Origin of the sequence: Paracidobacterium acidisoli (assembly GCF_003428625.2) — a bacterium.
GTDB lineage: Bacteria > Acidobacteriota > Terriglobia > Terriglobales > Acidobacteriaceae > Paracidobacterium > Paracidobacterium acidisoli.
Genome location: NZ_QVQT02000006.1, coordinates 452,080 through 474,035, shown reverse-complemented (window position 1 = coordinate 474,035; position 21,956 = coordinate 452,080). Strand labels below are relative to the sequence as shown.

20 protein-coding genes are annotated in these 21,956 nt (G+C 64.4%); 11 read left to right on the top strand and 9 right to left on the bottom strand.

Translation table 11 applies throughout. The features are described 5' to 3' along the window. The first annotated feature begins 63 nt into the window (after positions 1 to 63). The 4 genes from ftsZ (at position 64) to tsaE (ending at position 5,199) form a co-directional block, all read left to right on the top strand. Complete coding sequence (gene ftsZ / locus D0Y96_RS17920; RefSeq protein ID WP_117302619.1) at positions 64 to 1,401, top strand: cell division protein FtsZ; 1,338 nt, start codon at positions 64 to 66, stop codon at positions 1,399 to 1,401. A 299-nt stretch (positions 1,402 to 1,700) separates the two neighbouring features. Then, the gene (locus D0Y96_RS17915; RefSeq protein WP_117302617.1) at positions 1,701 to 2,975 is read left to right on the top strand and encodes a penicillin-binding transpeptidase domain-containing protein; all 1,275 of its coding nucleotides are present in this window, start codon (positions 1,701 to 1,703) and stop codon (positions 2,973 to 2,975) included. An 83-nt stretch (positions 2,976 to 3,058) separates the two neighbouring features. Continuing rightward, complete coding sequence (locus D0Y96_RS17910) at positions 3,059 to 4,711, top strand: NAD(P)H-hydrate dehydratase (RefSeq protein WP_117302615.1); 1,653 nt, start codon at positions 3,059 to 3,061, stop codon at positions 4,709 to 4,711. Next, positions 4,708 to 5,199 carry a tRNA (adenosine(37)-N6)-threonylcarbamoyltransferase complex ATPase subunit type 1 TsaE gene (gene tsaE / locus D0Y96_RS17905; RefSeq protein ID WP_252263901.1) on the top strand — a complete coding sequence of 164 codons (492 nt, stop codon included), beginning with the start codon at positions 4,708 to 4,710 and terminating at the stop codon, positions 5,197 to 5,199. The genes D0Y96_RS17910 and tsaE overlap by 4 nt, the downstream gene beginning before the upstream one ends. Before the next feature lie 84 nt (positions 5,200 to 5,283). Here the strand turns inward: tsaE and D0Y96_RS17900 are convergent, their stop codons facing one another. From D0Y96_RS17900 to D0Y96_RS17890, 3 genes are all read right to left on the bottom strand, one after another. Then, positions 5,284 to 6,051, bottom strand: a complete 768-nt coding sequence (locus D0Y96_RS17900; protein WP_117302612.1) for an SDR family NAD(P)-dependent oxidoreductase — start codon at positions 6,049 to 6,051, stop codon at positions 5,284 to 5,286. A gap of 111 nt (positions 6,052 to 6,162) precedes the next feature. Then, a complete protein-coding gene (locus tag D0Y96_RS17895; RefSeq protein WP_117302610.1) occupies positions 6,163 to 6,903 on the bottom strand; it encodes a 3-oxoacyl-ACP reductase family protein in 741 nt (246 codons plus the stop codon). Between the two features lie 181 nt (positions 6,904 to 7,084). Beyond that, on the bottom strand, positions 7,085 to 7,939 hold the full coding sequence (locus tag D0Y96_RS17890; RefSeq protein WP_158562469.1) for a hypothetical protein: 855 nt from the start codon (positions 7,937 to 7,939) through the stop codon (positions 7,085 to 7,087). Between the two features lie 268 nt (positions 7,940 to 8,207). Here D0Y96_RS17890 and hppD point away from each other — a divergent pair, with 268 nt between their 5' ends. After that, on the top strand, positions 8,208 to 9,332 hold the full coding sequence (gene hppD / locus D0Y96_RS17885) for a 4-hydroxyphenylpyruvate dioxygenase (protein WP_117302606.1): 1,125 nt from the start codon (positions 8,208 to 8,210) through the stop codon (positions 9,330 to 9,332). A 68-nt stretch (positions 9,333 to 9,400) separates the two neighbouring features. On the opposite strand, the gene D0Y96_RS17880 is transcribed toward hppD, so the two are convergent. Together D0Y96_RS17880 and D0Y96_RS17875 are read right to left on the bottom strand one after the other, a co-directional pair. Beyond that, entirely contained in the window at positions 9,401 to 10,108 is a 708-nt protein-coding gene (locus D0Y96_RS17880) for a hypothetical protein (RefSeq protein ID WP_117302764.1), read from the bottom strand. 7 nt (positions 10,109 to 10,115) lie between these two features. After that, positions 10,116 to 10,808: an HAD-IA family hydrolase gene (locus D0Y96_RS17875; RefSeq protein ID WP_117302604.1), complete on the bottom strand. Its 693-nt coding sequence runs from the start codon at positions 10,806 to 10,808 to the stop codon at positions 10,116 to 10,118. 78 nt (positions 10,809 to 10,886) lie between these two features. On the opposite strand from D0Y96_RS17875, the gene D0Y96_RS17870 reads away from it, so the two are divergent. Beyond that, entirely contained in the window at positions 10,887 to 11,162 is a 276-nt protein-coding gene (locus D0Y96_RS17870) for an antitoxin (protein WP_117302602.1), read from the top strand. Continuing rightward, complete coding sequence (locus D0Y96_RS17865; protein ID WP_117302600.1) at positions 11,159 to 11,563, top strand: type II toxin-antitoxin system VapC family toxin; 405 nt, start codon at positions 11,159 to 11,161, stop codon at positions 11,561 to 11,563. Before D0Y96_RS17870 ends, D0Y96_RS17865 begins: the two co-directional genes overlap by 4 nt. Before the next feature lie 22 nt (positions 11,564 to 11,585). Here the strand turns inward: D0Y96_RS17865 and D0Y96_RS17860 are convergent, their stop codons facing one another. Further along, on the bottom strand, positions 11,586 to 12,776 hold the full coding sequence (locus D0Y96_RS17860; RefSeq protein ID WP_117302598.1) for a pyridoxal phosphate-dependent aminotransferase: 1,191 nt from the start codon (positions 12,774 to 12,776) through the stop codon (positions 11,586 to 11,588). Positions 12,777 to 12,985: 209 nt separating this feature from the next. Here D0Y96_RS17860 and D0Y96_RS17855 point away from each other — a divergent pair, with 209 nt between their 5' ends. Then, positions 12,986 to 14,242 (top strand): cation:proton antiporter, encoded by a 1,257-nt coding sequence (locus tag D0Y96_RS17855; RefSeq protein ID WP_117302596.1) that lies wholly within the window; start codon positions 12,986 to 12,988, stop codon positions 14,240 to 14,242. A 42-nt stretch (positions 14,243 to 14,284) separates the two neighbouring features. Here the strand turns inward: D0Y96_RS17855 and coaD are convergent, their stop codons facing one another. Continuing rightward, positions 14,285 to 14,812 (bottom strand): pantetheine-phosphate adenylyltransferase, encoded by a 528-nt coding sequence (gene coaD / locus D0Y96_RS17850; RefSeq protein WP_117302594.1) that lies wholly within the window; start codon positions 14,810 to 14,812, stop codon positions 14,285 to 14,287. Between the two features lie 144 nt (positions 14,813 to 14,956). Continuing rightward, positions 14,957 to 16,039 carry a recombinase RecA gene (recA, locus tag D0Y96_RS17845; RefSeq protein ID WP_117302592.1) on the bottom strand — a complete coding sequence of 361 codons (1,083 nt, stop codon included), beginning with the start codon at positions 16,037 to 16,039 and terminating at the stop codon, positions 14,957 to 14,959. A gap of 380 nt (positions 16,040 to 16,419) precedes the next feature. On the opposite strand from recA, the gene D0Y96_RS17840 reads away from it, so the two are divergent. Further along, positions 16,420 to 18,147, top strand: a complete 1,728-nt coding sequence (locus D0Y96_RS17840; protein WP_252263900.1) for an alkaline phosphatase family protein — start codon at positions 16,420 to 16,422, stop codon at positions 18,145 to 18,147. Positions 18,148 to 18,317: 170 nt separating this feature from the next. Here the strand turns inward: D0Y96_RS17840 and D0Y96_RS17835 are convergent, their stop codons facing one another. Then, positions 18,318 to 19,913, bottom strand: coding sequence for an FAD-dependent thymidylate synthase (locus D0Y96_RS17835; RefSeq protein WP_117302589.1), 1,596 nt, complete (start codon positions 19,911 to 19,913; stop codon positions 18,318 to 18,320). 86 nt (positions 19,914 to 19,999) lie between these two features. Here D0Y96_RS17835 and D0Y96_RS17830 point away from each other — a divergent pair, with 86 nt between their 5' ends. Together D0Y96_RS17830 and fabG are read left to right on the top strand one after the other, a co-directional pair. Further along, a complete protein-coding gene (locus D0Y96_RS17830) occupies positions 20,000 to 20,806 on the top strand; it encodes a YqjF family protein (protein ID WP_117302587.1) in 807 nt (268 codons plus the stop codon). A 228-nt stretch (positions 20,807 to 21,034) separates the two neighbouring features. Further along, a complete protein-coding gene (gene fabG / locus D0Y96_RS17825; protein WP_117302585.1) occupies positions 21,035 to 21,781 on the top strand; it encodes a 3-oxoacyl-[acyl-carrier-protein] reductase in 747 nt (248 codons plus the stop codon). The last annotated feature ends 175 nt before the right edge of the window (positions 21,782 to 21,956 follow it).

The window sequence follows — 21,956 nt, the reverse complement described above, 5'->3', positions numbered from 1 at the left end:
GCACGTATCCGGATCATGACAGACGAAGAGCGAGTGACCGAGTCACGAAGGAGCCGAAGCCCGATGCATCATCCCGAAGAAATGCGTATTCAGTACCAGGACGAAATTCCCCGCGGCGCGAAGATCAAGGTCATCGGCGTGGGCGGCGGCGGCGGCAATGCGGTGAACCGCATGATCGCGGCCCGCGTGGAAGGCGTGGAGTTTATCGCGGCGAATACCGACCGGCAGGCGCTGCAGCTTTCGCAGGCTCCGGTGAAGCTGCAGCTGGGCACGAAGCTGACCAGCGGACTGGGCGCGGGCGCGAATCCGGATATCGGACGGCGGGCGGCGCTCGAGGATTCGGAGAAGATCATCGAGGCGCTCGAAGGCGCGGACATGATCTTTGTCACCGCCGGTCTGGGCGGCGGAACGGGAACGGGCGCGGCGCCGGTGATTGCCTCGCTGGCGAGCGAGATGGGCGCTCTGACGGTGGCGGTGGTGACGCGGCCCTTCGGCTTTGAGGGCAAGCGGCGCATGGCGCAGGCCGAGCGCGGCATGCAGGAGCTGCTGGAGAGCGTGGACACGATGATCGTGATCCCGAACGAGAAGCTGCTGGCGGTGGCGCGGGACGCGGGATTCTTCGAGTCGTTCCGGATCGCCGACGACGTGCTGCGGCAGGGCGTGCAGGGCATCTCGGACATTATTACGATCCCCGGCATCATCAACCGCGACTTTGCCGATGTGAAGACCACGATGGCGGGCATGGGCTATGCGGTGATGGGCACGGCGGTGCGCAGCGGCGCGAACCGGGCGGGCGAGGCGGCGGTGGCGGCGATGGCTTCGCCGCTGCTCGAGTCGGGCGCGATCGACGGGGCGCGGGGCATCCTGATCAACATCAGCGGATCGAGCTCGCTGAAGCTGAGCGAGGTGAACGAGGCCTCGACGCTGATTCAGAATGCGGCGCACGAGGACGCGAACATTATCTTCGGAGCGGTGCTGGACGAGTCGATGGGCGACGATGTGAAGATCACGGTGATCGCGACCGGCTTCCGCCAGGGATCGGAGGGGGCGGGATCGCAGGAGCGGCGCAATACCATGCTCAGCTCCGGGCTGCGCGAGATGCGGGAGATGGTGGCGCCGCGGATCGAGAGCCGTCCGGCGACGCCGCGCTTTGCCAGCGAGATCGAGGAAGAGAGCTCGGTGTTCATTCCGGTGACGGCGCGCGAGGTGATCTCGGTCTTCGCCGAACCGGAGACGGCGGTGGCGGTTGCCGAACCTGAGGCCGAAGAGCCGGTAGCCGTGGAGCCGGTGGCCATGACGTCGGAAGCGCCGGCCAGCGGAGCGGCTGCAGAGGAAGTGCACGAGGACGAGAACGGAGAAAACCTGGATATCCCGGCCTTTTTACGGCGGGGAGGTTTATAAAAGAGACATGAGCGCCGCGGGACGCCCTCCGGCGGTTCCCGGCGCGGAGATTTTGTAACAGGATCAAAGGTAGTTTCACCACTCTGCAGAACCAGGCATCTGAACTGGTGTCTGCAGAGTGAGGTAAGAGCCACCAACCCGGTCTGGGATCGTGATTCAGATCGGGAACGGCTTACGGAATTCCGGAGCCGGTACCACAACAAAGACTCCCCCTGGGCCGATTCTGCAGGCATGATGGAGCAGAGCGTGACCGGAATGGTGCCGGGGATGGTTACAGGGTTTTCGAGATGGGAACACCAATGAAGCGTTCTGTCCTTGTTTTCTTCGCGTCCATTCTTACGGTGCTGCTGGCCGTGGCGCTTTCCGTGCCCGCCGCCGCCGCCGATACCACGGCGTCTGCCCGCCATGTGGTGCATCACAGACATGCGCATGTGCAGGAGTCGGTGACGGCCCGCCGCCATCTGACTTCCGTGCGCCACGTCCGCCGTACCGCGCATCTGCGCAGCGCGACGCTGGTCGAGACACGCGGCGTCCACACGGCCCGGCTGCGGCATGCCAGCCTCCGGGTGCGTCATCGTTATTATGAGCGCTTCACGGCCAGCTCCTACGCGGCCGACGATCTGACGGCGGGCGACATCACGACCGGCGAGGACCCGGTGGTCCGCCAGGCGGCGATCGATGCCCTGGGCAACATGAACGGCACGGTGGTCGCGATCGACCCGAGCAATGGACGGATTCTGGCGATGGTGAACCAGAAGCTGGCGCTCTCAAGCGGCGCCGAGCCCTGCTCAACGATCAAGCTCTCCGTGGCCCTGGCCGCTCTCGAAGAGGGCGTCATCACCAAAGACACGCCGGTGAACCTGGGCGGCTCGTACCACCTGAACCTGACCGAGGCGCTGGCGCACTCCAACAATCTTTACTTCGAGACGCTGGGACGCCGTCTGGGCTTTGAGCGGGTGAAGCACTACGCCAATGAGTTCGGCCTTGGCGAGCTGGCCGGCTACAACATTCCCGGCGAGCAGCTTGGCATCTACCCCGATCAGCCGCTGCCGGAGTCCGAAGGCGGCGTAGGCCGCATGTGCTCCTTCGGCGAGAGCGTTTCGATGACGCCGCTGCAGCTGGGCGCGCTGGTCTCGGCCATCGCCAACGGCGGCACGCTCTATTATCTGCAGCATCCCACCACGCCGCAGGAGGTTGCGGACTTTCAGCCGCGCATCAAGCGCACTCTGAATATCGCGCCGATCATTCCTGAGGTTCAGGACGGGATGCAGGCCGCCGTGCAGTACGGAACGGCCCGCTCGCTGCGCGCCAGTTTCCGGCAGTTTCCGGTGATGGGCAAGACGGGGACCTGCTCGGACAACGGTACCCGCTTCGGCTGGTTTGCCTCCTACGCCGATACGCAGTATGGGCGCATCGTGACGGTCTTCTTCCTCGAAGGCGGCCGGCCGACCTTTGGCCCGCGCGCCGCCGAGCTGACCGGATACTTCTACCGCAATCTGTGGGATCACAGCTACTTCGCCGCGAAACAGCCGGTGGACTCCGCGCCGACGGCGAGCACGGGTCTGAATCAGTAGCCAGAGCTTCTTTTCAACGCGAGACGGCCTTCGATTGCGAAGGCCGTTTTTCTTTTGGAGAGGAGGATGGCATCCTAATCGTAATGAACGTTCTTACCGCAGCGGAGATGCGCGCGACCGATCGCGCGACGGCCGAGACGTATGGCGTACCCTCGTTCGATCTGATGCGCCATGCAGGCCATGCCGTGGCGCGCTTTGTGGAGCGCGAGTATGCCGGGGCGCGGAAGATCACGGTTCTGTGCGGACGGGGCAACAACGGCGGCGACGGATGTGTGGCGGCGCGAGCGCTGAAGGAGGCCGGCCGCGAGGTGCGGGTGCTGCTGCTGGGCGATCCGGCGGATCTGAAGGGAGATGCGAAGTCGGCATACGACGAGATGGGCATTGTGCCGGTAGTGGTTGCGGATGGAGCGACGATCGATTCGCCGGTGATTGCGCGGCTGCTCGCTGAAGCGGATTTGATTGTGGACGCGGTTGTGGGTACCGGCTTTCAGCCGCCGCTGCGGGGAACGGCTGCGGTGCTGCGGGACCGGGTGAATGTGCTGCAGATGCCGGTGGCAGCGGTCGATCTGCCTTCGGGATGGGATGCCGACTCGCGGGAGTTTTCGGCGGAGGGAGCCTTCCGGGCGGATGCGGTGGTGACCTTTACCGCGCCGAAGACGGCGCACGTCTGCGGCAACCTGACAGGCAGCGCGTACGGGCCGATTGTGGTGGCGCCGATCGGGTCTCCCGAGGAGGCGATTGCGTCGAGCCTGACGCAGAACGGGGCGCAGGAGCGACCGCGGCTGCGCTGGGCGGGCGCGGCGAAGCGGATCGCGGAGGCTCCCCGGACGGCGGATGCGAATAAAGGCCTGTATGGTCATGCGCTGATCGTGGCCGGAGCGTGGGGCAAGTCGGGTGCGGCGGCGATGGCCTCGCTGGCGGCGCTGCGCACGGGCGCGGGGCTGGTGACGGCGGCGATTCCGGAGTCGATTCTGCCGATGGTGGCCGGTGTTGCGCCGGAGCTGATGACCATTCCGCTGAAGCAGGGCGCGAAGGGCGAGATCGACCGCGCGAATCTGGAGCCGGAGGCTTTTGAGGTGCTGACCAAACGGCGGACGGTGATTGCCGTGGGGCCGGGCATAGGCGAGGAGCCGTCGACGGAGGAGTTCCTGCTGGGACTGATCGAAAAGACCGATGTGCCGCTGGTGATCGATGCGGATGCGCTGAATCTTCTGGCGAAGCATCCGGAAACGATGAAGAAGTTGAGCGGGTCCAGTGGGCGCAGGCGGACCGTGGTGATGACGCCGCATCCGGGCGAGATGGCGCGGCTGGCGGGGATCAGCACGAAAGAGGTGCAGACGAACCGCGAGCCGCTGGCGCGCGAGTTTGCGCAGCGGCATCAGATCACGCTGGTGCTGAAGGGCTGGCGGACGCTGATTGCGCATCCCGGTGGCGAGATGGCCGTGAATACGACGGGGAATCCGGGAATGGCGAAGGGCGGAAGCGGCGATATTCTGACCGGAATTGTCGCGGCGATGCTGGCGCAGCATGCGGATCGCCCGGCTGAGGCCGTCGAGGCCGCGGTGTATCTGCACGGGCTGGCGGCGGATTTTGCGGTGCGCGAGCAGGACGAGCACACGCTGCTGGCCACCGACACCATAGGTCACCTTTTTCGAGCTTTTCACTTCCGCGCGTATGACAGCGCAGGATATGTTTGGATCGAAGGATTACCGGGAAGAGGGGCAGGCAAACGATGACCCAGGCAGCAGAGATGAAGGTCCGCGAGTTCGAAAGCCACAGCAGCCAGGAGACGATTCGCGTCGGTCATCAGATTGCGAAGCTGCTGGCTCCGCCGAAGTTCCTTATCCTGCGCGGCGATCTGGGAGCCGGCAAGACCACGCTGGTGAAGGGCATTGCCGAGGCGCTGCACGCGGCCGAGCCGGACGAGGTGACGAGCCCCACCTTTACGCTGATTCACGAGTATGAGGGGACGTGGGAGGAGCATCCGGCGAAGGACGGCAGGGGCTGGCCAGTGATGCTGTACCACCTCGATCTCTATCGCATTGAGAACGAGCGACAGCTCGACTCGCTGGGGCTGGATGAGCTGAGCGCTGCGGACAGCATCGTGCTGGTGGAGTGGGGCGAGAAGTTTCCCAGCGTCGTGAAGCGCAGCCAGGGCGAGATCGTGATGACCTCGACGGGCGGCGACAGCCGGAAGATCACGCTGGCGCTGAAGGACGAATAGAGCCGTCTGTGCGGCGGCGGCGGCGCAGACGCGGCGATGGAGCATCTCAAAGGCCGCGGGCGCGGTTTACGCTGTCTGATTCACTCAGAGCTTCGAGCCTCCATCGGCGGGAATGCTGGCCCCGGTGATCCAGCGGGCTGCGTCGGACGCGAGAAAGGCGATGACGTCGGCGACGTCGCCGGGCTGGCCGATGCGTTTGAGCGCCTGTATGGAGAGAGCGGTTTCGCGGCCGGCCTCGGTTTTGGTGAAGCTCGACATGTCCGTGTCGATGATGCCCGGAGCCACTGCATTGACACGAATGCCGCGCGGTCCAAGAATGGCCGCCCAGTTCTTCACCAGTGTCTCCAGCGCGCCCTTCGTCGATGCATAGGCAAGGATCGAGGGGTTCTCGAGCGCGGGCGTGCCGGCGATCATACGCGCCACGATGGATGTGACCGCAATGATGCTTGCTCCCTCGCCCAGCAGCGGCACAAGCTGCTGCACCAGAAAGAAAGGCCCGTATACATTGGTGACGAAGAGATGGTCGAGATCGGCGGCGGTGTATGCCTCCAGCCGGGCCGATTTGCTGACGCCCGCATTGAGCACGAGCACATCCAGCCGCCCGCCTGCCAGGGCGCGCACCTTTTCGGCGAGCGTGAATGCGGCTTCCGGCGCGGACAGGTCCGTACCCAGAGCCTCGGCCTCACCGCCATTCGCGCGGATTGCGGAGACGACGGCTTCCGCCGCCTGCGCGGAGCGTCCATAGTGAACGAGCACGCGGGCTCCTGCGGCGGCGAGAGCGAGCGCCGTGGCTCGTCCAATGCCGCGTGAGGCGCCGGTCACCAGCGCCGTCTTATTCTTCAGGTCGAACATGGCTCCTCCTCTTTACAGCTTCTGCCGCGGCTGACCGCTCCTTCACGGGATACGCCGAAGATGTTCTTTGCGGCGCATGATGCGTGAAGGAGCGACCGGTGCGGCGAAGGCTCAGGCGTTGGTTCCGCCGTCGATGGTGAGGTTTGCGCCGGTGATGTACGCCGCCTCCGGGCCGGCGACGAAGGCCACCAGCGCGGCGACCTCATCGACGTGTCCGTAGCGATTGAGAGCGGTGTTGGCGATCTGCGGCGCGGCCCAGTCGCCGGATGCGGGATTGAGGTCGGTGTCGATGGGGCCAGGCTGAATATTGTTGACCGTGATGCCGCGGCGTCCCACCTCGCGCGCAAGCCCCTGGGTGAACATCTTCACTGCGCCCTTGGTGGCGGCGTATGCGGTAAGGCCCGGAGTCATGATGCGCTCGCCGACGCAGGAGCCGATGGAGATGATGCGGCCGCCGTCCGGCATGTGCTTCAGCGCAGCCTGGGTGGCGGCGAAGACCCCGCGCAGATTGACGCCGATCATGCGGTCGAGCTCTTCAAAGGGAGTGTCTTCGAAGGGCTTCGGAATCGCGGTGCCCGCATTGTTCACCAGGATGTCGATGCGGCCGAATGTCTTCACGGTCTGCTCGACGGCGAATTTCACCGCCTCGGCATCGGCGGCGTCGGCCTGCACGGCAAAGGCCTTGCGGCCCGCGCTCTCGACGGCCTTCACGACGGCCGCAGCCGCGGCTGCATCTTTTGCGTAAGTGATGGCGACGTTCGCGCCCTCTGCTGCGAGGCGTTTTGCGATGGCCGCGCCAATGCCGCGGGAAGCGCCGGTAACCAGTGCCACTTTGTCCTTCAGTTTCGACATACGTTCTCCCTGAACCAGTTTCTGAATGTGGCTCGCCGCGCTTCTCCGCGTCTCAGGCTCAAGTCGGCGAGCTAAACATCTGATGTTATGTTGCCCTGCCGGATACAACGTTTTAAGGAGTACGGCATAGTGTGCTGTGGGAGCACCCTGAAGTGAGCTTTGTGTTGTGCCTGCGCTCGCCTCAGGAGCGCGTGCGAAAGACGGTGATCTGCTCGCTGTCCGGAGCGGAGGCGGCCGTCAGCCAGGGCTCCTGCGCAACGGCGGAAGTGCAGGGGCCAAGCGTGCAGACCCTGAAGGCCCGCTTTGTGCCTTCGCTGCGCAGTCTGCCGAGCACGTCGGACAGCATGGAGCCGGTGAAGGGCGTGTACAGATAATAGACGGTGCCGCCGGAGAGGTCGGCCGTGCGCGCATCGCCTTCGATGAAGCGGACACGGCTCAGGCAAAGGATTCGGGCGCATGCCTGCGCGCTGGCCACGTACGAGCCATCCACTTCGATGCCGAGGCTGCTGCAGCCGGAAAGGATGGAAGCGAGCAGGGATACGTGGCCGAGTCCTGATCCGAGATCGACGAGGAGATCGTCTTCGCCGAGAGCGCCTGCGGCGATCAGAGCGAGAATGTGGCGCACGGGCGTGGGCTGGTAGAAGACCATCTCCGAGTCGAGAGAGTGGTCAGCGTGCGCAGGCTCCTGAAGCTCGAGGATTCCGCTTACGATCTCGTCGCGGCGGTCGTAAGAAAGGCCAGGAGCAGGGTTGAGATCCGGCGCAGGACGCTCGGGCGCGCTGCCGGAGTGAATCCAGCGCAGCACGGCGTGAGGCTGCGCGCCATGCTGAATCTCCTGGCGGATGGAGGCGTACAGCGCCGCATTGGCGGCTTCGATGCGCGCGCGGAGCGCGATGGCGCGGGCATGAATCGATGTATTGGACGGCGCGGAGCCGAGGCTTCCGATGAGGAAGTCCAGCTCATCGAGCGCATCGATGCGTCGCGCCAGCTGATCCGGCTCAAAGAGCGATGGGTCGGTTTCGAGAGGAGTGAGCAAGCGGTACAGAGTCCTTCTCTGAGGATACGGGCACGAGGCGACGGATGTTCTCTCCGTGCCGGCTGACATGTGGAGAACGCTGCGCCGGCGATGCGGATTTTGCCGCAAAACAGGCCATTTCGGGACGCCAATTTCCGCCTTTGTATCAGGCCGACTCACTTTCGATACGGGGTCTGGTCAACTGAGCGCGTACGGGTATATGGTGATGAGTCGGACTGCGGCCTGAGCTGTTTCAAGGAGCGCACCGAACACCTGGAGTTAACGCTGTATGGCAACACTGATGCACCCGGAAGTGGTTACGCAGAAAGACTTTCTTCCGCTGAACGGCACCGATTACGTTGAGTTTTACGCAGGCAATGCCCGCCAGGCGGCTTACTTTTATCGTCTTGCCTTTGGTATGAAACTGGTGGCTTACGCCGGTCCGGAGACCGGGGTACGCGACCGCGCCTCGTATGTGCTGCAGCAGGGGAAGATCCGGTTTGTGCTGACCACCTCGCTGCGTGCCGATGGAGAGATTGCCGAGCACGTGCGCGTGCATGGCGATGGTGTGCGCGATGTGGCGCTGTGGGTGGATGACGCGAAGCAGGCGTGGAAGGAGACGACGCGGCGCGGCGCGCGCAGCGTGCGCGAACCGTATGAGCTGCGCGATGCGCAGGGCGTGGTGAAGCTGGCGTCGATTGCCACGTACGGCGATACGATTCACACCTTTGTCGAACGAAGCGGCTACAGCGGCGTATTCATGCCGGGCTTTCGCACGGAGCCGGAGGACAGGGCCGCGCGGCCGACCGGTCTGTTGTACGTCGATCACATGGTGGGCAATGTGGGATGGAACGAGATGAATCGCTGGGTGGATTTTTATGCCGATGCGATGGGCTTCTCGCTCTATCAGCACTTCGACGACAAGGACATCTCGACGGAGTACTCGGCGCTGATGTCGAAGGTGATGGCGAACGGCAACGGGCGCGTGAAGTTCCCCATCAACGAGCCGGCGGAGGGACGCCGCAAGTCGCAGGTGGAGGAGTATCTGGAGTTCTACCACGGGCCGGGCGTGCAGCACATTGCGCTGGCGACCGATGACATTCTCTCGACGGTGTCGAAGCTGCAGGAGCAGGGCGTCGGCTTTCTGAGGGTGCCGCACAGCTACTACAGCGATCTGGAGAAGCGGGTGGGCCGGATCGACGAGCCGATCGAAGAGCTGGAGAAGCTGGGCGTTCTGGTCGACCGCGACGATGAGGGCTACATGCTGCAGATCTTCACGCGGCCGGTCGAGGATCGTCCGACGCTGTTTTACGAGATCATTCAGCGCAAGGGCAGCCGGAGCTTCGGTAAAGGCAACTTCAGAGCCTTGTTTGAAGCGATCGAGCGGGAGCAGGCGGAGCGGGGGAACCTGTAAAGGCAGCGATTGGCCATTAGCTGTCAGCCATCAGCGAGCAGCTTTATGTGGGTTCGGAAGATCGCTGGTTAATCGGCCACCACGGTCTCTCCGGGCAGGATGGGGCGCGTGCGGGGCAGGACTCCGCGCGCCGCCAGCAGAGCCATTCCGGCGAGCACGGCGCAGTAGACGGCGAGCTTCACGATGTCGGTGATGTGATTCTTCGGCAGCGCCTTCCAGAGCAGCAGCAGTACGGTCTGCGCGGCAGTAACGGACCAGACGGTTCCGTAAAAGTAGCGGCGCTCCCAGCCTTCGCCCTGGGTTGAGCGGCGCACGCGCGGTAAAACTCCGAATAATCCGAGCAGCAGAATGACAATGCAGAGCGGCGTGTATCCGTGGGCGTAGATCTGCTTCAGATACCACTTGCCGGAGACGGCGGCGACGGCGAGACCGGCGAGGTTGAGCAGCGCGAAGTTGAGCAGCGCGTTCCAGGCGAAGGTGTAGCAGACTCTGCGGTAGAGCGGGTTGGGACGGTCTTCGGTGAAGCGCAGGATATAAGGCGCGGGCTCGGCTCCGGGAAGTTTGCCGCGCAGGGCTGCGATTCCGGTAAAGAGGAGCACCGCTGCGAGCCAGATGAGGTTTCCGGCGCTGCCGCCGCGCGCGAAGAGATCGAAGGTCAGCGGGCCGGGCGCGAGAAAGAAGACCCAGATCCAGATGGGCCAGTGCGCGGCGCGGTAACGGCGCGTGTTGCGGGTGCGCATCTTTCGCTGATGCGCATATTCAACGCGGAGAGCCATGCAGGCATCATCCGCGCAGAGCGCTGTCGGCGGCAACGGCAATTTCGCGCTCGACGGGCTCGAACTCCACCTCGACCGCGTCGCCGATCACGCGCACACGCACGTCTTTGAGCGAGGGCACGATCCAGTCGGCGGCGGTGAGGCTTTCGAGCGAATGCGAGAAGAGCGTCGCCAGCACTTTGCATCCGGCGGCGTGGCCGGCCTTTGCGCCGGAGGCGGCGTCTTCGATGACGAGGCACTCGGAGGGCGGCACGCCGAGGATTTCAGCTCCGCGCAGGTAGGGCTCGGGATTGGGCTTGCCGTACGTGACCATGTCGGCGGTGACGATGCGTTCGGGCACGGGCACGCCGCCGTGCGCCATGCGGCTGCGCGCGAGGCGTTCGGTAGCGGAGGTGACGACGGTCCAGTACTTCTGCGGGAGAGCGGTGATGATCTCGCGAACGCCGTCGAGAATGTTGACGTCTTCGGCGTCGGCGACCTCGAAGTCTTCGATGATCTTCAGCTCGGCGTCGTCGTCGAGATCGGGGCGCAGGAAGCGGACGCTCTCAATGGCGCGGCGGCCGTGCGCGGTGTGGATGGCGAAGGCGGGGTCGATGCCGCGCATCGCCGCCCATTTGGTCCAGCTGCGCTCGACCGATCCGATGGAGCTGACGAGGACGCCGTCCATGTCAAAGAGAATGCCGCGAAGGGTGATCTTCATCTTCTTCAGGGTAACAGTTTGGCTGCCTGTGATATATCATGGTATATACCAAAGAGCGCCAGGGATGCGGAGGGCATAATGACGATCAGAACAGCCAAACTCTTTCGCAATGGCCGCAGCCAGGCGGTGCGCCTGCCGGCGGAGTTCCGGTTTGAAGGGACGGAGGAGGTCGAGATTCGCCGGGACGAGATCACCGGAGATGTGATTCTCTCGCAGCCGTTACAAAAGGCAGAAACCGGAAAAGAGTTTCTGGAGTTCGTCGCCCGGTTACAGGCCCAGGCTCCGGAGGAGTTTGAAGGTTTTATGGAAGACCGTCCCTGGCACGACCCGCGCAGGCGTGACCCCTTCAAATGAGTCACTATCTGCTGGATACAAACGCATGCAGCTATGTGGTGCGGAACTACTCTTCGCGGCTGAGCCTCAGATTTGCTTCCACAGCTCTTGAGATGATGAAAATCTCCGTGATCTCCGAAGCGGAATTACTCTTCGGACTGGAGCGGCGGCCGGAAGCCCATGTCCTTGCTATCTCCGTTCATGCTCTGCTGCGCAAAATTGCCATTCTCCCCTGGACATCTGCCGCGGCAGAATATTATGCCACTGTGCGAGCAGACCTGGAACGTACCGGACAGCCCATGGACGATATGGACATCATGATAGCCGCACATGTGCTGGCAGAGGATTGTGTGCTGGTGACGAATGATGCGGCGTTTCGACGAATTGAAGGATTGAAAATCGAGGACTGGACAGCAGGCTGAAACCTGCCCCCCGAGTTCCCATCTACAGCTTGGCGAAGAAGTCCTTCATGCGGTCGAGGCCTTCCTCGATGGTGTCCTGTGTGACCGCATACGAGAGGCGGAGGTGTTCGGCGGTGCCGAAGGCCTCGCCGGGCACGGTGACGACGTGCGCTTCGTGCAGCAGGCGCTTTGCCAGCTCCATCGTGTCGTTTGCGCCGGGCCTGCCGAGGTAGGCCGAGATGTTGGGGTAGACGTAAAAGGCTCCGTCGGGCCGCGTGCAGGTGATGCCTGGGATCTCCGCCATACGGGTGAGCATGCGGTCGCGCAGACGAAGATAGCCGGCGCGCATCTCGCAGACGCACTCCTGCGATCCGTTGAGCGCGGCGACGGCGGCCTTCTGTACGAACGACGCCGTGGATGAGGTGGACTGGCTCTGCAACTTGCTCATGGCGGCGATGACGGCTTTGGGGCCGAGCGCGAAGCCGGCGCGCCAGCCGGTCATGGCGTAGGTCTTCGAGAGCGAGCCGAGGACGACGATGTTCTCCTTCGCGTCAGGGAACGAGCCGCCGCTGATCAGCGCGCCGGTGTAGGACAGATAGACGTAGCACTCATCGAGCAGCAGCCAGAGGCCGCGCTCCTGCGCCAGCTTCACGATGCGCTCGAGGTCGGCGGGCGAGACAACGGAGCCGGCGGGGTTCGAGGGCGAGTTGAGAATGATCGCTTTGGTGCGCGGCGTGATGGCGGCTTCGATGGCATCGGCGGTGATGCGGAAGTTCTCTTCTTCGCGGGTTTCGAGCAGGACGGCCTGGCCGCCGGCGTACTGCACGATGTCCTTAAACGAGACCCAGTAGGGGACGGGCAGGATGACCTCGTCGCCGTGATCGATGAGGACCTGCACGGCATTGAAGAGCGCGAGCTTGCCGCCCGTGGTGAAGACCGTTTCGTCGGGTGCGTAGTTCGAGCCGAAGTCGCAGGCGTGGCGGTTGACGATGGCCTGGCGCACTTCAGGAATTCCGGAGACGGTGGTGTAGCGGGTGAAATTCCCGTCGATGGCGGCGATGGCCGCGTCCTTGATATGACGCGGGGTGGGGAAGTGCGGCTCGCCGGCACCGAAATCAGAGAGCTTCGCGCCCTGCGAGCGCAGCCTGGCCGCCTCGGCGGTGACGGCCATGGTGGCGGAGATTTCGATGCGTCCGATGCGCTCGGAGAAGGTTCTGGCGGCGGTCGTCGTCATGTCCTTATTTTTCCAGATTTTGCCGCAGCGTGGAGATGGAATCGCTCCGCGTGCGGGCTGAAAAAAGCATAGCCGCCTGGCTGTAAGGACGGAGTAAAGAGATAATAAAAGCTCCGCGGGCATGATCGGGTCAGGAATGAAAGCCCCCGCATCTCAGATTCTGTCGAAATTCATTCCATCGAAATTTCATCGGGGAACAGAGGTATCGGATGACCCTGCTGCTGATGCAAATGGCGGTCGTGCTGGTGGTCACTCTTGCGTGCGGATGGGTGGCGCGCAGACTGCACCAGGCGCGGGTGATCGGCGAGATCATCGGCGGCATCGTGCTCGGGCCGTCGGTGCTGGGGCGGCTGTCTCCGCATCTGTCGGCGGCGCTGTTTCCTGCCTCCTCGTTCCATGCGATGGATATTTTGTCGACGGTGGGGCTGATTCTGTTCCTGTTCGTGGTGGGAATGGAGCTGGACTACGATCAGCTGATCCGGCAGCGGAAGACGGCGGTGGTGGCGAGCGGCACGAGCATCCTTGTTCCGTTCATCATGGCGGCCGTGCTGGCGCATTCGCTGCGCATCCGCTTTGCGCCGCATGGGATCGGCAGCATGCCCTTCGTGCTCTTTCTGGGCATCTCGATGAGCATTACGGCGTTTCCGGTGCTGGCGCGCATTGTGGAAGAGCGCAGGCTGCAGGGCACCTCGCTGGGCACGACGGCGATTCTGTGCGCGGCGGTGGACGACGTGACGGCGTGGCTGCTGCTGGCTCTGGCGATGGCGCTGCTGGGCGCCGATGGCGGCTCGTCGTCGCTGCCGGTGCGGCTGGCCGCGCTGGGAGGCTACCTGCTGCTGATGCTGGGCGTGGTGCGGCCTCTGGCGTCGTGGGCGGTGCGGCGGAAGAAGAAACGGGAGCTGTCGCTCGAAGTGCTGGGGATTGCCATTGCCGGAACGCTGCTTTCCGCGGCGGCGACGGAGTGGCTCGGCATTCATCCTCTGTTTGGAGCGTTCCTGGCCGGGGTGTGCTTCCCGCGCGTGGAGGGCTGGCAGCAGTCGATTCGCACGCAGCTCGACGCGATCACCTCGGTTCTGCTGCTGCCGCTGTTCTTTGCGATGACCGGCCTGCGCACGCGGCTGGATCTGCTGAACCACATCTCGATGTGGTACTGGGCAGGCATTGTGCTGCTGGGCGCGATCATCGGCAAGATGGGCGGAGCCATTGCCGCCGCGCGATGGACCGGGCAGTCATGGCGAAACGCGATCGCCCTGGGCGCGCTGCTGAATACGCGCGGGCTGGTGGAGCTGATCGTGCTGAACATCGCCTATAACGTGGGCGCGTTTTCTCCCACGCTGTTCACCATGATGGTGGTGATGGCTCTGGTGACGACGATGTGCACCACACCGATTCTCAATCTGCTGAAGATCGACGGGGAGTGGGCCGAAGAGGAACGCGCCGGCCGCACCCAGGCCACGGCTGCCTGAAGGCTGCCGGAATCTCCTGCCGCTGCGGAGAGCGGGACGCGGTTAAGGGTTTGAAGTGCTGGAGGCGGCTTCGTGGCTGCCGTTGTGGTCGGCGACGCGCACCTTGAGCCGGCGAATGACGAAGGGCGGGACCAGGCCTTCGACGGAGCCGCCCAGCTCGAAGACTTCCTTGACGAGGCGGGAGCTGACGAAGGAGTAGCGGGCGTCGGGCATGAGGAAGATGGTCTCGAGCTCGCGGGCCAGGCGGCGGTTCATGTGGGCCATCTGCAGCTCGTACTCGTAGTCGCTGATGGCGCGAATGCCGCGCAGGACGGCCTGCGCCTGCTGCTGGCGGGCGAAGTCGACGAGGAGGCCATCGAAGGTGGCGATGGAGACGTTGTCGAATCCGGTGACGGCCTCGGTGAGCATCTCGACGCGCTCCTCGACGGTGAAGAGCGGATTTTTGGTGGCGTTTTTCAGGATGGCCACGACGACATGGTCGAAGATTTTTGCGCCGCGCGCGATCAGGTCAAGATGCCCGTTCGTGACGGGATCGAAGCTGCCGGGGTAGATCGCTTTTACGGTATTCACGCCTTGGCCATTGTAGAGGAACAGGCAGCGGCAGAAACCGGCCTTGTTCGTCGAAATGATTTTTCTTCCGTTGACCCGGTGTGGTCCAAACCCAAATGGCCGCCTTATGCGGCCATTTGGGTTTGAGGCGATGTACCGCCGCTGTTACTGGCGGCGTGCCGGGCGCACGGCTTCCTGGGCAACGGCGGCGCCGTTGACGGGAACGGCCGGGACTTCGGCGGGAGGAACATTCGCGCCGGTGATGCCGAGCTTCTGGCGGAGCTGCGTGTCGATCCTGGCGAAGGTGTCCTTGTTGTCCTTGAGGAAGGTGCGGACGTTTTCGCGGCCCTGTCCGATGCGCTCGCCGGAGTAGCTGTACCAGGCGCCGGACTTCTCGACGATGTTGTTGTTCACGGCCAGATCGAGCACATCGCCTTCGCGCGAGATGCCTTCGCCGTAGAGGATGTCGAACTCGGCCTCGCGGAAGGGCGCGGCCACCTTGTTCTTGACGATCTTGACCCTGGTGCGGGCGCCGACGACGGTGTCGCCTTCCTTGACGGCGGCGATGCGGCGGATATCGACGCGGACCGAGGAGTAGAACTTGAGGGCGCGGCCGCCGGTGGTCGTCTCCGGGTTGCCGAACATGACGCCGATCTTCTCGCGGATCTGGTTGATGAAGATCAGGCAGGTGCGCGATTTGGAGACCGTTCCGGTGAGCTTGCGCAGCGCCTGCGACATCAAACGGGCCTGCAGGCCGACGTGCGAGTCGCCCATTTCACCGTCGAGCTCGGCCTTGGGAACGAGCGCGGCGACCGAGTCGACGACGAGGACGTCGATGGCTCCGGAGCGGACGAGGGCTTCGGTGATCTCAAGGGCCTGTTCGCCGTAGTCGGGCTGCGAGACGAGGAGGTTATCGACATCGACGCCCAGTTTTTTGGCGTACTGCGGGTCGAGCGCATGCTCGGCGTCGACGAAGGCCGCCATGCCGCCGGCCTTCTGGGCTTCGGCGATGATCTGGAGGGTGATGGTGGTTTTGCCCGACGACTCCGGCCCGAAGATTTCGATGACGCGGCCGCGGGGCACGCCGCCGACGCCGAGCGCGGCGTCAAAGGAGATCGATCCGGTGGAGATGGTCGAGATGGGCACCACCGCCTCTTTGCTGCCGAGGCGCATGATGGAGCCCTTGCCGAACTGCTTCTCAATCTGCGAAAGCGCCAGTTCCACGGCGCGCTGACGGTCATCTGCCACGTTGCTTCTCCAGTCGGTGAACGCGCCTCAAAACGCACACTCCGGAGGTGCTCCGGCGCGTGATTCTGAGTGGTTGGCGCGAGTTTGAGGGAATCTTAGCACGAACTTCAGAGGGGCGAAGAAAAATCAAAAACCATAGTAATGTTTACCCCGCCGGCAAGTCCAGCGCTTTTGCCATTTTGGGCCGGAAAAGGCCGCTCAGGCACTGAGGAAATCCGGTCCGCAATGGGTTTGTGCCGGGGGCGTTCCGGCGTCGAGGTGCGGGGAAATCCCCCAGAAATGATGGAGACATGGCGCGGGTGTAATTCACCCTTATTTCATGAGCGAGCGATGCGATTCGTCATTTCCCGCTGCTAAGGTCCTTTTCCCAGGAGGTAACTATGAAGAAAACAGCTCAGTTACTTATGTTTCTGACTGTCTTTGCTCTGGCGGGCGCCATGGCCCAGGACCGTGATCAGGATCACGACTGGGAGCGCAGCCAGATTCGTCACGTGCTTCTGATCAGCATCGATGGCATGCATGCAGTGGATTACCTGAACTGCACGCAGGGCATTGCGGGAGTGAACAGCGGGCAGCCCTACTGTCCCAGCCTGGCGGCGCTGGGCTCGACGGGCGTGAACTACACGGCGGCCAGCACGTCGAAGCCTTCGGATTCGTTTCCGGGGCTGATGACGATCGTCTCCGGCGCGACGCCGCGGACGATGGGCGTGTATTACGACGTGGCCTATGACCGGTCGCTGGACGCGCCGGCGGTGACGACGGGAAACGGCGTTGCCAGCGGAACGTGTAAAGCGGGCGGTGCGCCGACGGGATCGACGACGGAGTTCGATGAAGGCATCGATATCGATCAGACGAAGCTGAACGGCGGAGCTCCGGGGGCGGGGCTGACGGACGGAGGGATCGCGTCGATCGATGTGCAGCGCCTGGATCGCGACCCGAAGACGGGCTGCGCGCCGGTGTATCCCTGGAACTTTGTGCGGACGAACACGATCTTCGGCGTGATTCATGCGGCGGGCGGCTACACGGCGTGGTCGGACAAGCATCCGTCGTACTCTTCGGTATCCGGTCCGGGCGGCACGTCGCTCGACGACTATTACTCTCCGGAGATCAACTCGACGGTGGTGGCGCTGCCGGGCGTGACGACGCCTTCGGGCATCGCCTGCTCGACGATTCCCGACAGCTCGCAGACCGGCGCGTGGACCGACAGCTTCCAGAACATCCAGTGCTACGACACGCTGAAGGTCAACGCCGTGGTGCGGGAGATCGAAGGCAAAAACCATAACGGCCATGCCGCGCGGGTTCCGACGATCCTCGGCATGAACTTCCAGGCGGTGAGCGTGGGCGAGAAGCTGATCGAGGCCAATGTGGCCACGGGCGGCTACAAGGACGCGCAGGGCACGCCGACGGCATCGCTGCTGAGCGAGATCGAATTCGTGGACGACTCGATCGGCGAGATGGTGCAGGAGCTGAAGGACCGCGGGCTGTACGAGTCGACGCTGGTGGTGATTACGGCCAAGCACGGCCAGTCGCCGATCGACCCGAACCGCTATTTCCCGATTCCGGGACACAGCGGCAACAACGGCACAACGCCGGCGACGCTGATCGCCAGTCTGCTGCCTACCTCCGAGTCGCCGCTGAATCCGACGGGCATTGGAGCGACGGAGGACGACGTTTCGCTGCTGTGGCTGATCAACGGGGCCAACACCCAGGCGGCGGTCGATACGCTCGAAGGGAGCGCGGCGAAGGCGGGCATCGGGCAGATTTACTATGGCCCGTCGCTGGCGCTGAACTACAACACGCCGGGGCTGGCTCCGAATGGAGACCCGCGCACACCGGACATCATCGTGACGCCGAATGTCGGCGTTACCTACACGGGCAGCACGGCGAAGCTCTCCGAGCACGGCGGCTTCTCGCATGACGACACCAACGTGATGCTGCTGCTCTCGAACCCTGCGTTTCGTCCGCACACGGTCTTCTCCGGCGTGGCGACGGCACAGGTGGCTCCGACGATTCTGAAGGCTCTGGGACTCGATCCGCGCACGCTGGACGGGGTGCGGATGGAGGGAACGCCGGTACTGCCGGATGTGAACCTGAACTTCAGCTGGTAAGGAAACCGCCGGTCCGGGTCATGGCGGGATCGTGACCGGGACTGTGTGGCGTAGATCACGGTGCGGATGCTTCGGGTGGAGCGCCCGCACCGTGACTTTTTTTGAACCGCGTCTCTTTTGCGAAATCAGGGGCTCAGACAGCACGAATGACGGGCGGGGCGGAAGAAAGGCTATCGCTTCAGCAGGTCCACCGGCTCGTTTACATCCGAGACGCGGAAGTACTCGGCCAGAACGGGGTGGGCTTTGCGCACGGCCTGGTACATCTCCCAGGCGACGCGGCGGTAGGAGAAGTGGCCCTGGGGCTGGGAGCGCAGCTCGGAGATGTAGAGGGCTTCGGCGAAATCCATTTTGAAGAGGGCGCGGTTGCGGGTGCCGAGCGGGAGCAGGTACTGCGCGGAGGCTGCAGCCTCGGGCGCACTTGCCTGGGAGAGCGTCGCGTAGGCACGCTGCGCGGTCTGCACGGCGGTCTCATAAACAGGCTGCAGTCCGGCCTCGGCGATGCCTTCGGGGACGGCGTAGCCGTGATCGCAGGTGAAGCTCTGCAGGATCTGCACGCAGCGGCGGTGGCGGTGCATGTCGCGGAAGCCGCCGATGTCCATGAGGATGTCGAAGCGGAGGGCCTGGCCGGAGGAGAACTCGCGGAGCAGCTCGTCGTGGCGGCCCCGGCTGCGCGTGCCGAGGGCGAGGATCTCGTTGCGGCGCGGCTCGCTGAGCGCCTCGACGTGGCTGCGGATCTGACGGTACGGATAGTGGCACTGGCCGTAGAGCAGCGTGGTGGCGATGTCGATCTCGAGCGGCGCGCTCCCGGAGGCGGCGCTCTCTTCGATGAGGTCGACGAGCGGAGCGGCCTGGATGCGCTCCTGCTTCATGAGCCCGGAGGCGGCCTGGGCCAGCTCCTGGCGGGTGTGGAGGGCGTAGTCATTGGGCGCGGCGTATTTCACCAGCGTGGGTGCGGTCTTTACCTCGCGCGTGAGCAATGCGGCGGCGCGCTCGCCGAGGGCGGGGTCGAGGGCGGCGATCTCGCGCTGCAGGCTGGCCAGCTCTTCGGCGTGGACATTCCAGGCGGGACCGGCCGCGGCGGCGCGCAACTGCTCGCCGAGCTGGCGGATCTCGGCGAAGGGGCTGGACAGCAGGCGCGAGACCTGGGTCTCGAGGGTGCGGGCGTTGACGATCTGGCCGAGCGAGGTGTTGGTGGCGAGCGGCAGCAGATAGCGGGCGACGTCGAAGGCGCGGGCTTTGAGGGTGCGGTCGAAGGCCTCGGGCTTCATCTCATCGGGCTTTGCCGTCTGCTGCTTCAGCGCGGCGAAGACGCCTTCGGAGACGGAGTGGTACGAGGTGAAGAGATGCTCGATGGTCTCGCGAAAGAGGGTGGCCGAGACGGTATCGGTGCCGAAGCCGGGCATATACCAGCCGCTTTTGCGGAAGTTCTGGTAGCGGGTGGAGCGCTCCTGACCGTCCCAGCGCTGCTCGTCGACGAGCACGATGGCGGCCAGCAGGGAGAGGCGCTCGACGGCGAAGGCGATGTGGGCGAGGTCGGCGATGGAGCGGTGGCCGTACTGGAAGTAGAAGGTGTTGAGGAACTGCTCGGCGCGCTGGCTGCTGATCTCGCGGAGGGAATCCTTCATCGAAAGAGAGGAGCGGGAGTACTTCGCCATGGCGTAGGCGAGGACTTCGGGGTCGGCTCCGTGGACGGCGAAGACTTCGGTCTGATTGCGCGGCTGTTCTTCCGCGGCGGGAGCGGCGGGGACGGATTGCGTTTCGGGCATCGGGAACAGGATACGGTATTGCGCTGCGGATTGCCGGGCCGGTTGAGAGGGAGAGAAGCGATTACCATAGGGATTCAGGCGTGCGAATGAACGATATTCTTTCGACGACCGGACATCGGCCCTGGCCCTTGCCGCGATCTCCCTGGGCGATGACCCAGCGCTGGAACGATCTTCTTTTTGCGCACTGGCCGGTGCCGGCGGCGGAACTGGTGCACCTGCTGCCGCCGGAGCTGGTGGTGGATACCTTCGACGGCACCGCCTGGGTCGGCGTGGTGCCGTTCTGGATGGACCAGGTGCGGATGCGCGGCGTGCCGCCGGTGCCGGGCGCGAGCCGCTTTCCCGAGCTGAACCTGCGCACCTATGTGCGGGAGCGGAACTCGAATCGGGCGGGCGTGTACTTTTTCTCGCTTGATGCGGCGAGCCTGCTGGCCGTGGCCTTTGCGCGGACCATTTACCGGCTGCCGTATTACTGGGCCAGGATGCGCATCGAGGAGACGGGCACCGGAACGCGCGCGGGAAACGAGTTTCGCTACACGAGCGAGCGGAAGATGACGCAGCCGCGGGCAGGCTTCCGGGCGACCTACCGCAGTCTGGGACGGCAGCATCCGAAGCGGGCGATCGAGCAGTTTCTGACCGAGCGCTACGCGCTGTACACGGCCGATCCGCGGGGCAAGATCTTTCGCGGCAACATTCACCACCTGCCCTGGACGCTCGAAGAGGCGGAGGCGGATTTCGAGATCAACGAGCTGCCGCTGGCGCACGGCATCCGGCTGCCGGCCGAGGAGCCGCTGCTGCATTACAGCCGCCAGCTGGTGGTGTATGTGTGGTCGCTCGAGAGCCTGCCCGCTCCGGGAGTGCGGACCGCGGGGGCTCCGGTGCCGGCGGCGCCGTAGAGGCAGGGCGCAGGGCGCAGGGCGCAGGGCGCAGGGCGCAGGGCGCAGGGCGCAGGGCGCAGGGCGCAGGGCGCAGGGCGCAGGGCGAGACATCATCTCCTGTCGAGCGTTGCCTGTGAAAACGAAAAATCCTGCACAAAATAAAAGCGCCATCGAGCGAGGAAGCGGTTTTGCTGTTCCTGTGCTCTGATCCCTGAGATCTGCGCCCTGTTAAGGTACCCTGTCAAAATGGCATCACTGGAAGGCAGAACGGCGCTCGTTACCGGAGCGTCGCAGGGAATTGGAAGGGCCTGTGCGATTGCGCTGGCCAGAGCCGGAGCGAAGGTGGCGCTGGCGGCGCGCAACGAGGCGAAGCTGAGCGAAGTGGCGGCGGAGATCGCCGCGGCCGGCGGCACGGCGCAGGCCTTTGCGCTGGACCTGGCGAGCGAGGAGTCGATCAAAGCCGCGGCGAAGGCGGCGGTCGCGCACTTCGGCAGCGTGGAGATTCTGGTCAACAATGCGGGCATCACCAAAGACACGCTGCTGCTGCGCATGAAGCGCGCGGACTGGGACGCGGTGATCACGACAAACCTGACGGGCACCTTTCTGCTGACCCAGGCGCTGATCAGCTCGATGATGAAGGCGCGCTGGGGGCGGATCATCAATATCTCGAGCGTAGTGGGCGAGACCGGCCAGGCGGGCCAGGCGAATTACGCGGCGAGCAAGGCGGGGCTGATCGGCTTCACGAAGTCCGTGGCGCGGGAGCTGGCTTCGCGGGGTATTACCGCCAATGCCGTCGCGCCGGGGTACATCGAGACGGCGATGACGGCGGTGCTCGACGAGAAGCAGCGCGAGGCGATGCTGGGGCGTATTCCGCTGGCGCGTCCGGGAACGGATGAGGATATCGCCGCGGCGGTGCGGTTTCTGGCCTCCGACGAGGCTTCCTACATCACGGGCCATGTGCTGGACGTGAATGGCGGCATGTACATGGGCTGAGGACGGACCGTCCTGACAGGGACTGTGGCCGGCTGAGCGGGACCGGCCGTGGGATGCTGGCCAGCCAGGCAGGGCCGGGGGCGAGCGCGGCCTGCGCCGTCGCGGGAAGCTGTGCTGCTCCGGAAAGGGATGCGGTGCATCCGCGGCCTCTGCTTTTCTCTCATTTTTCAGGATG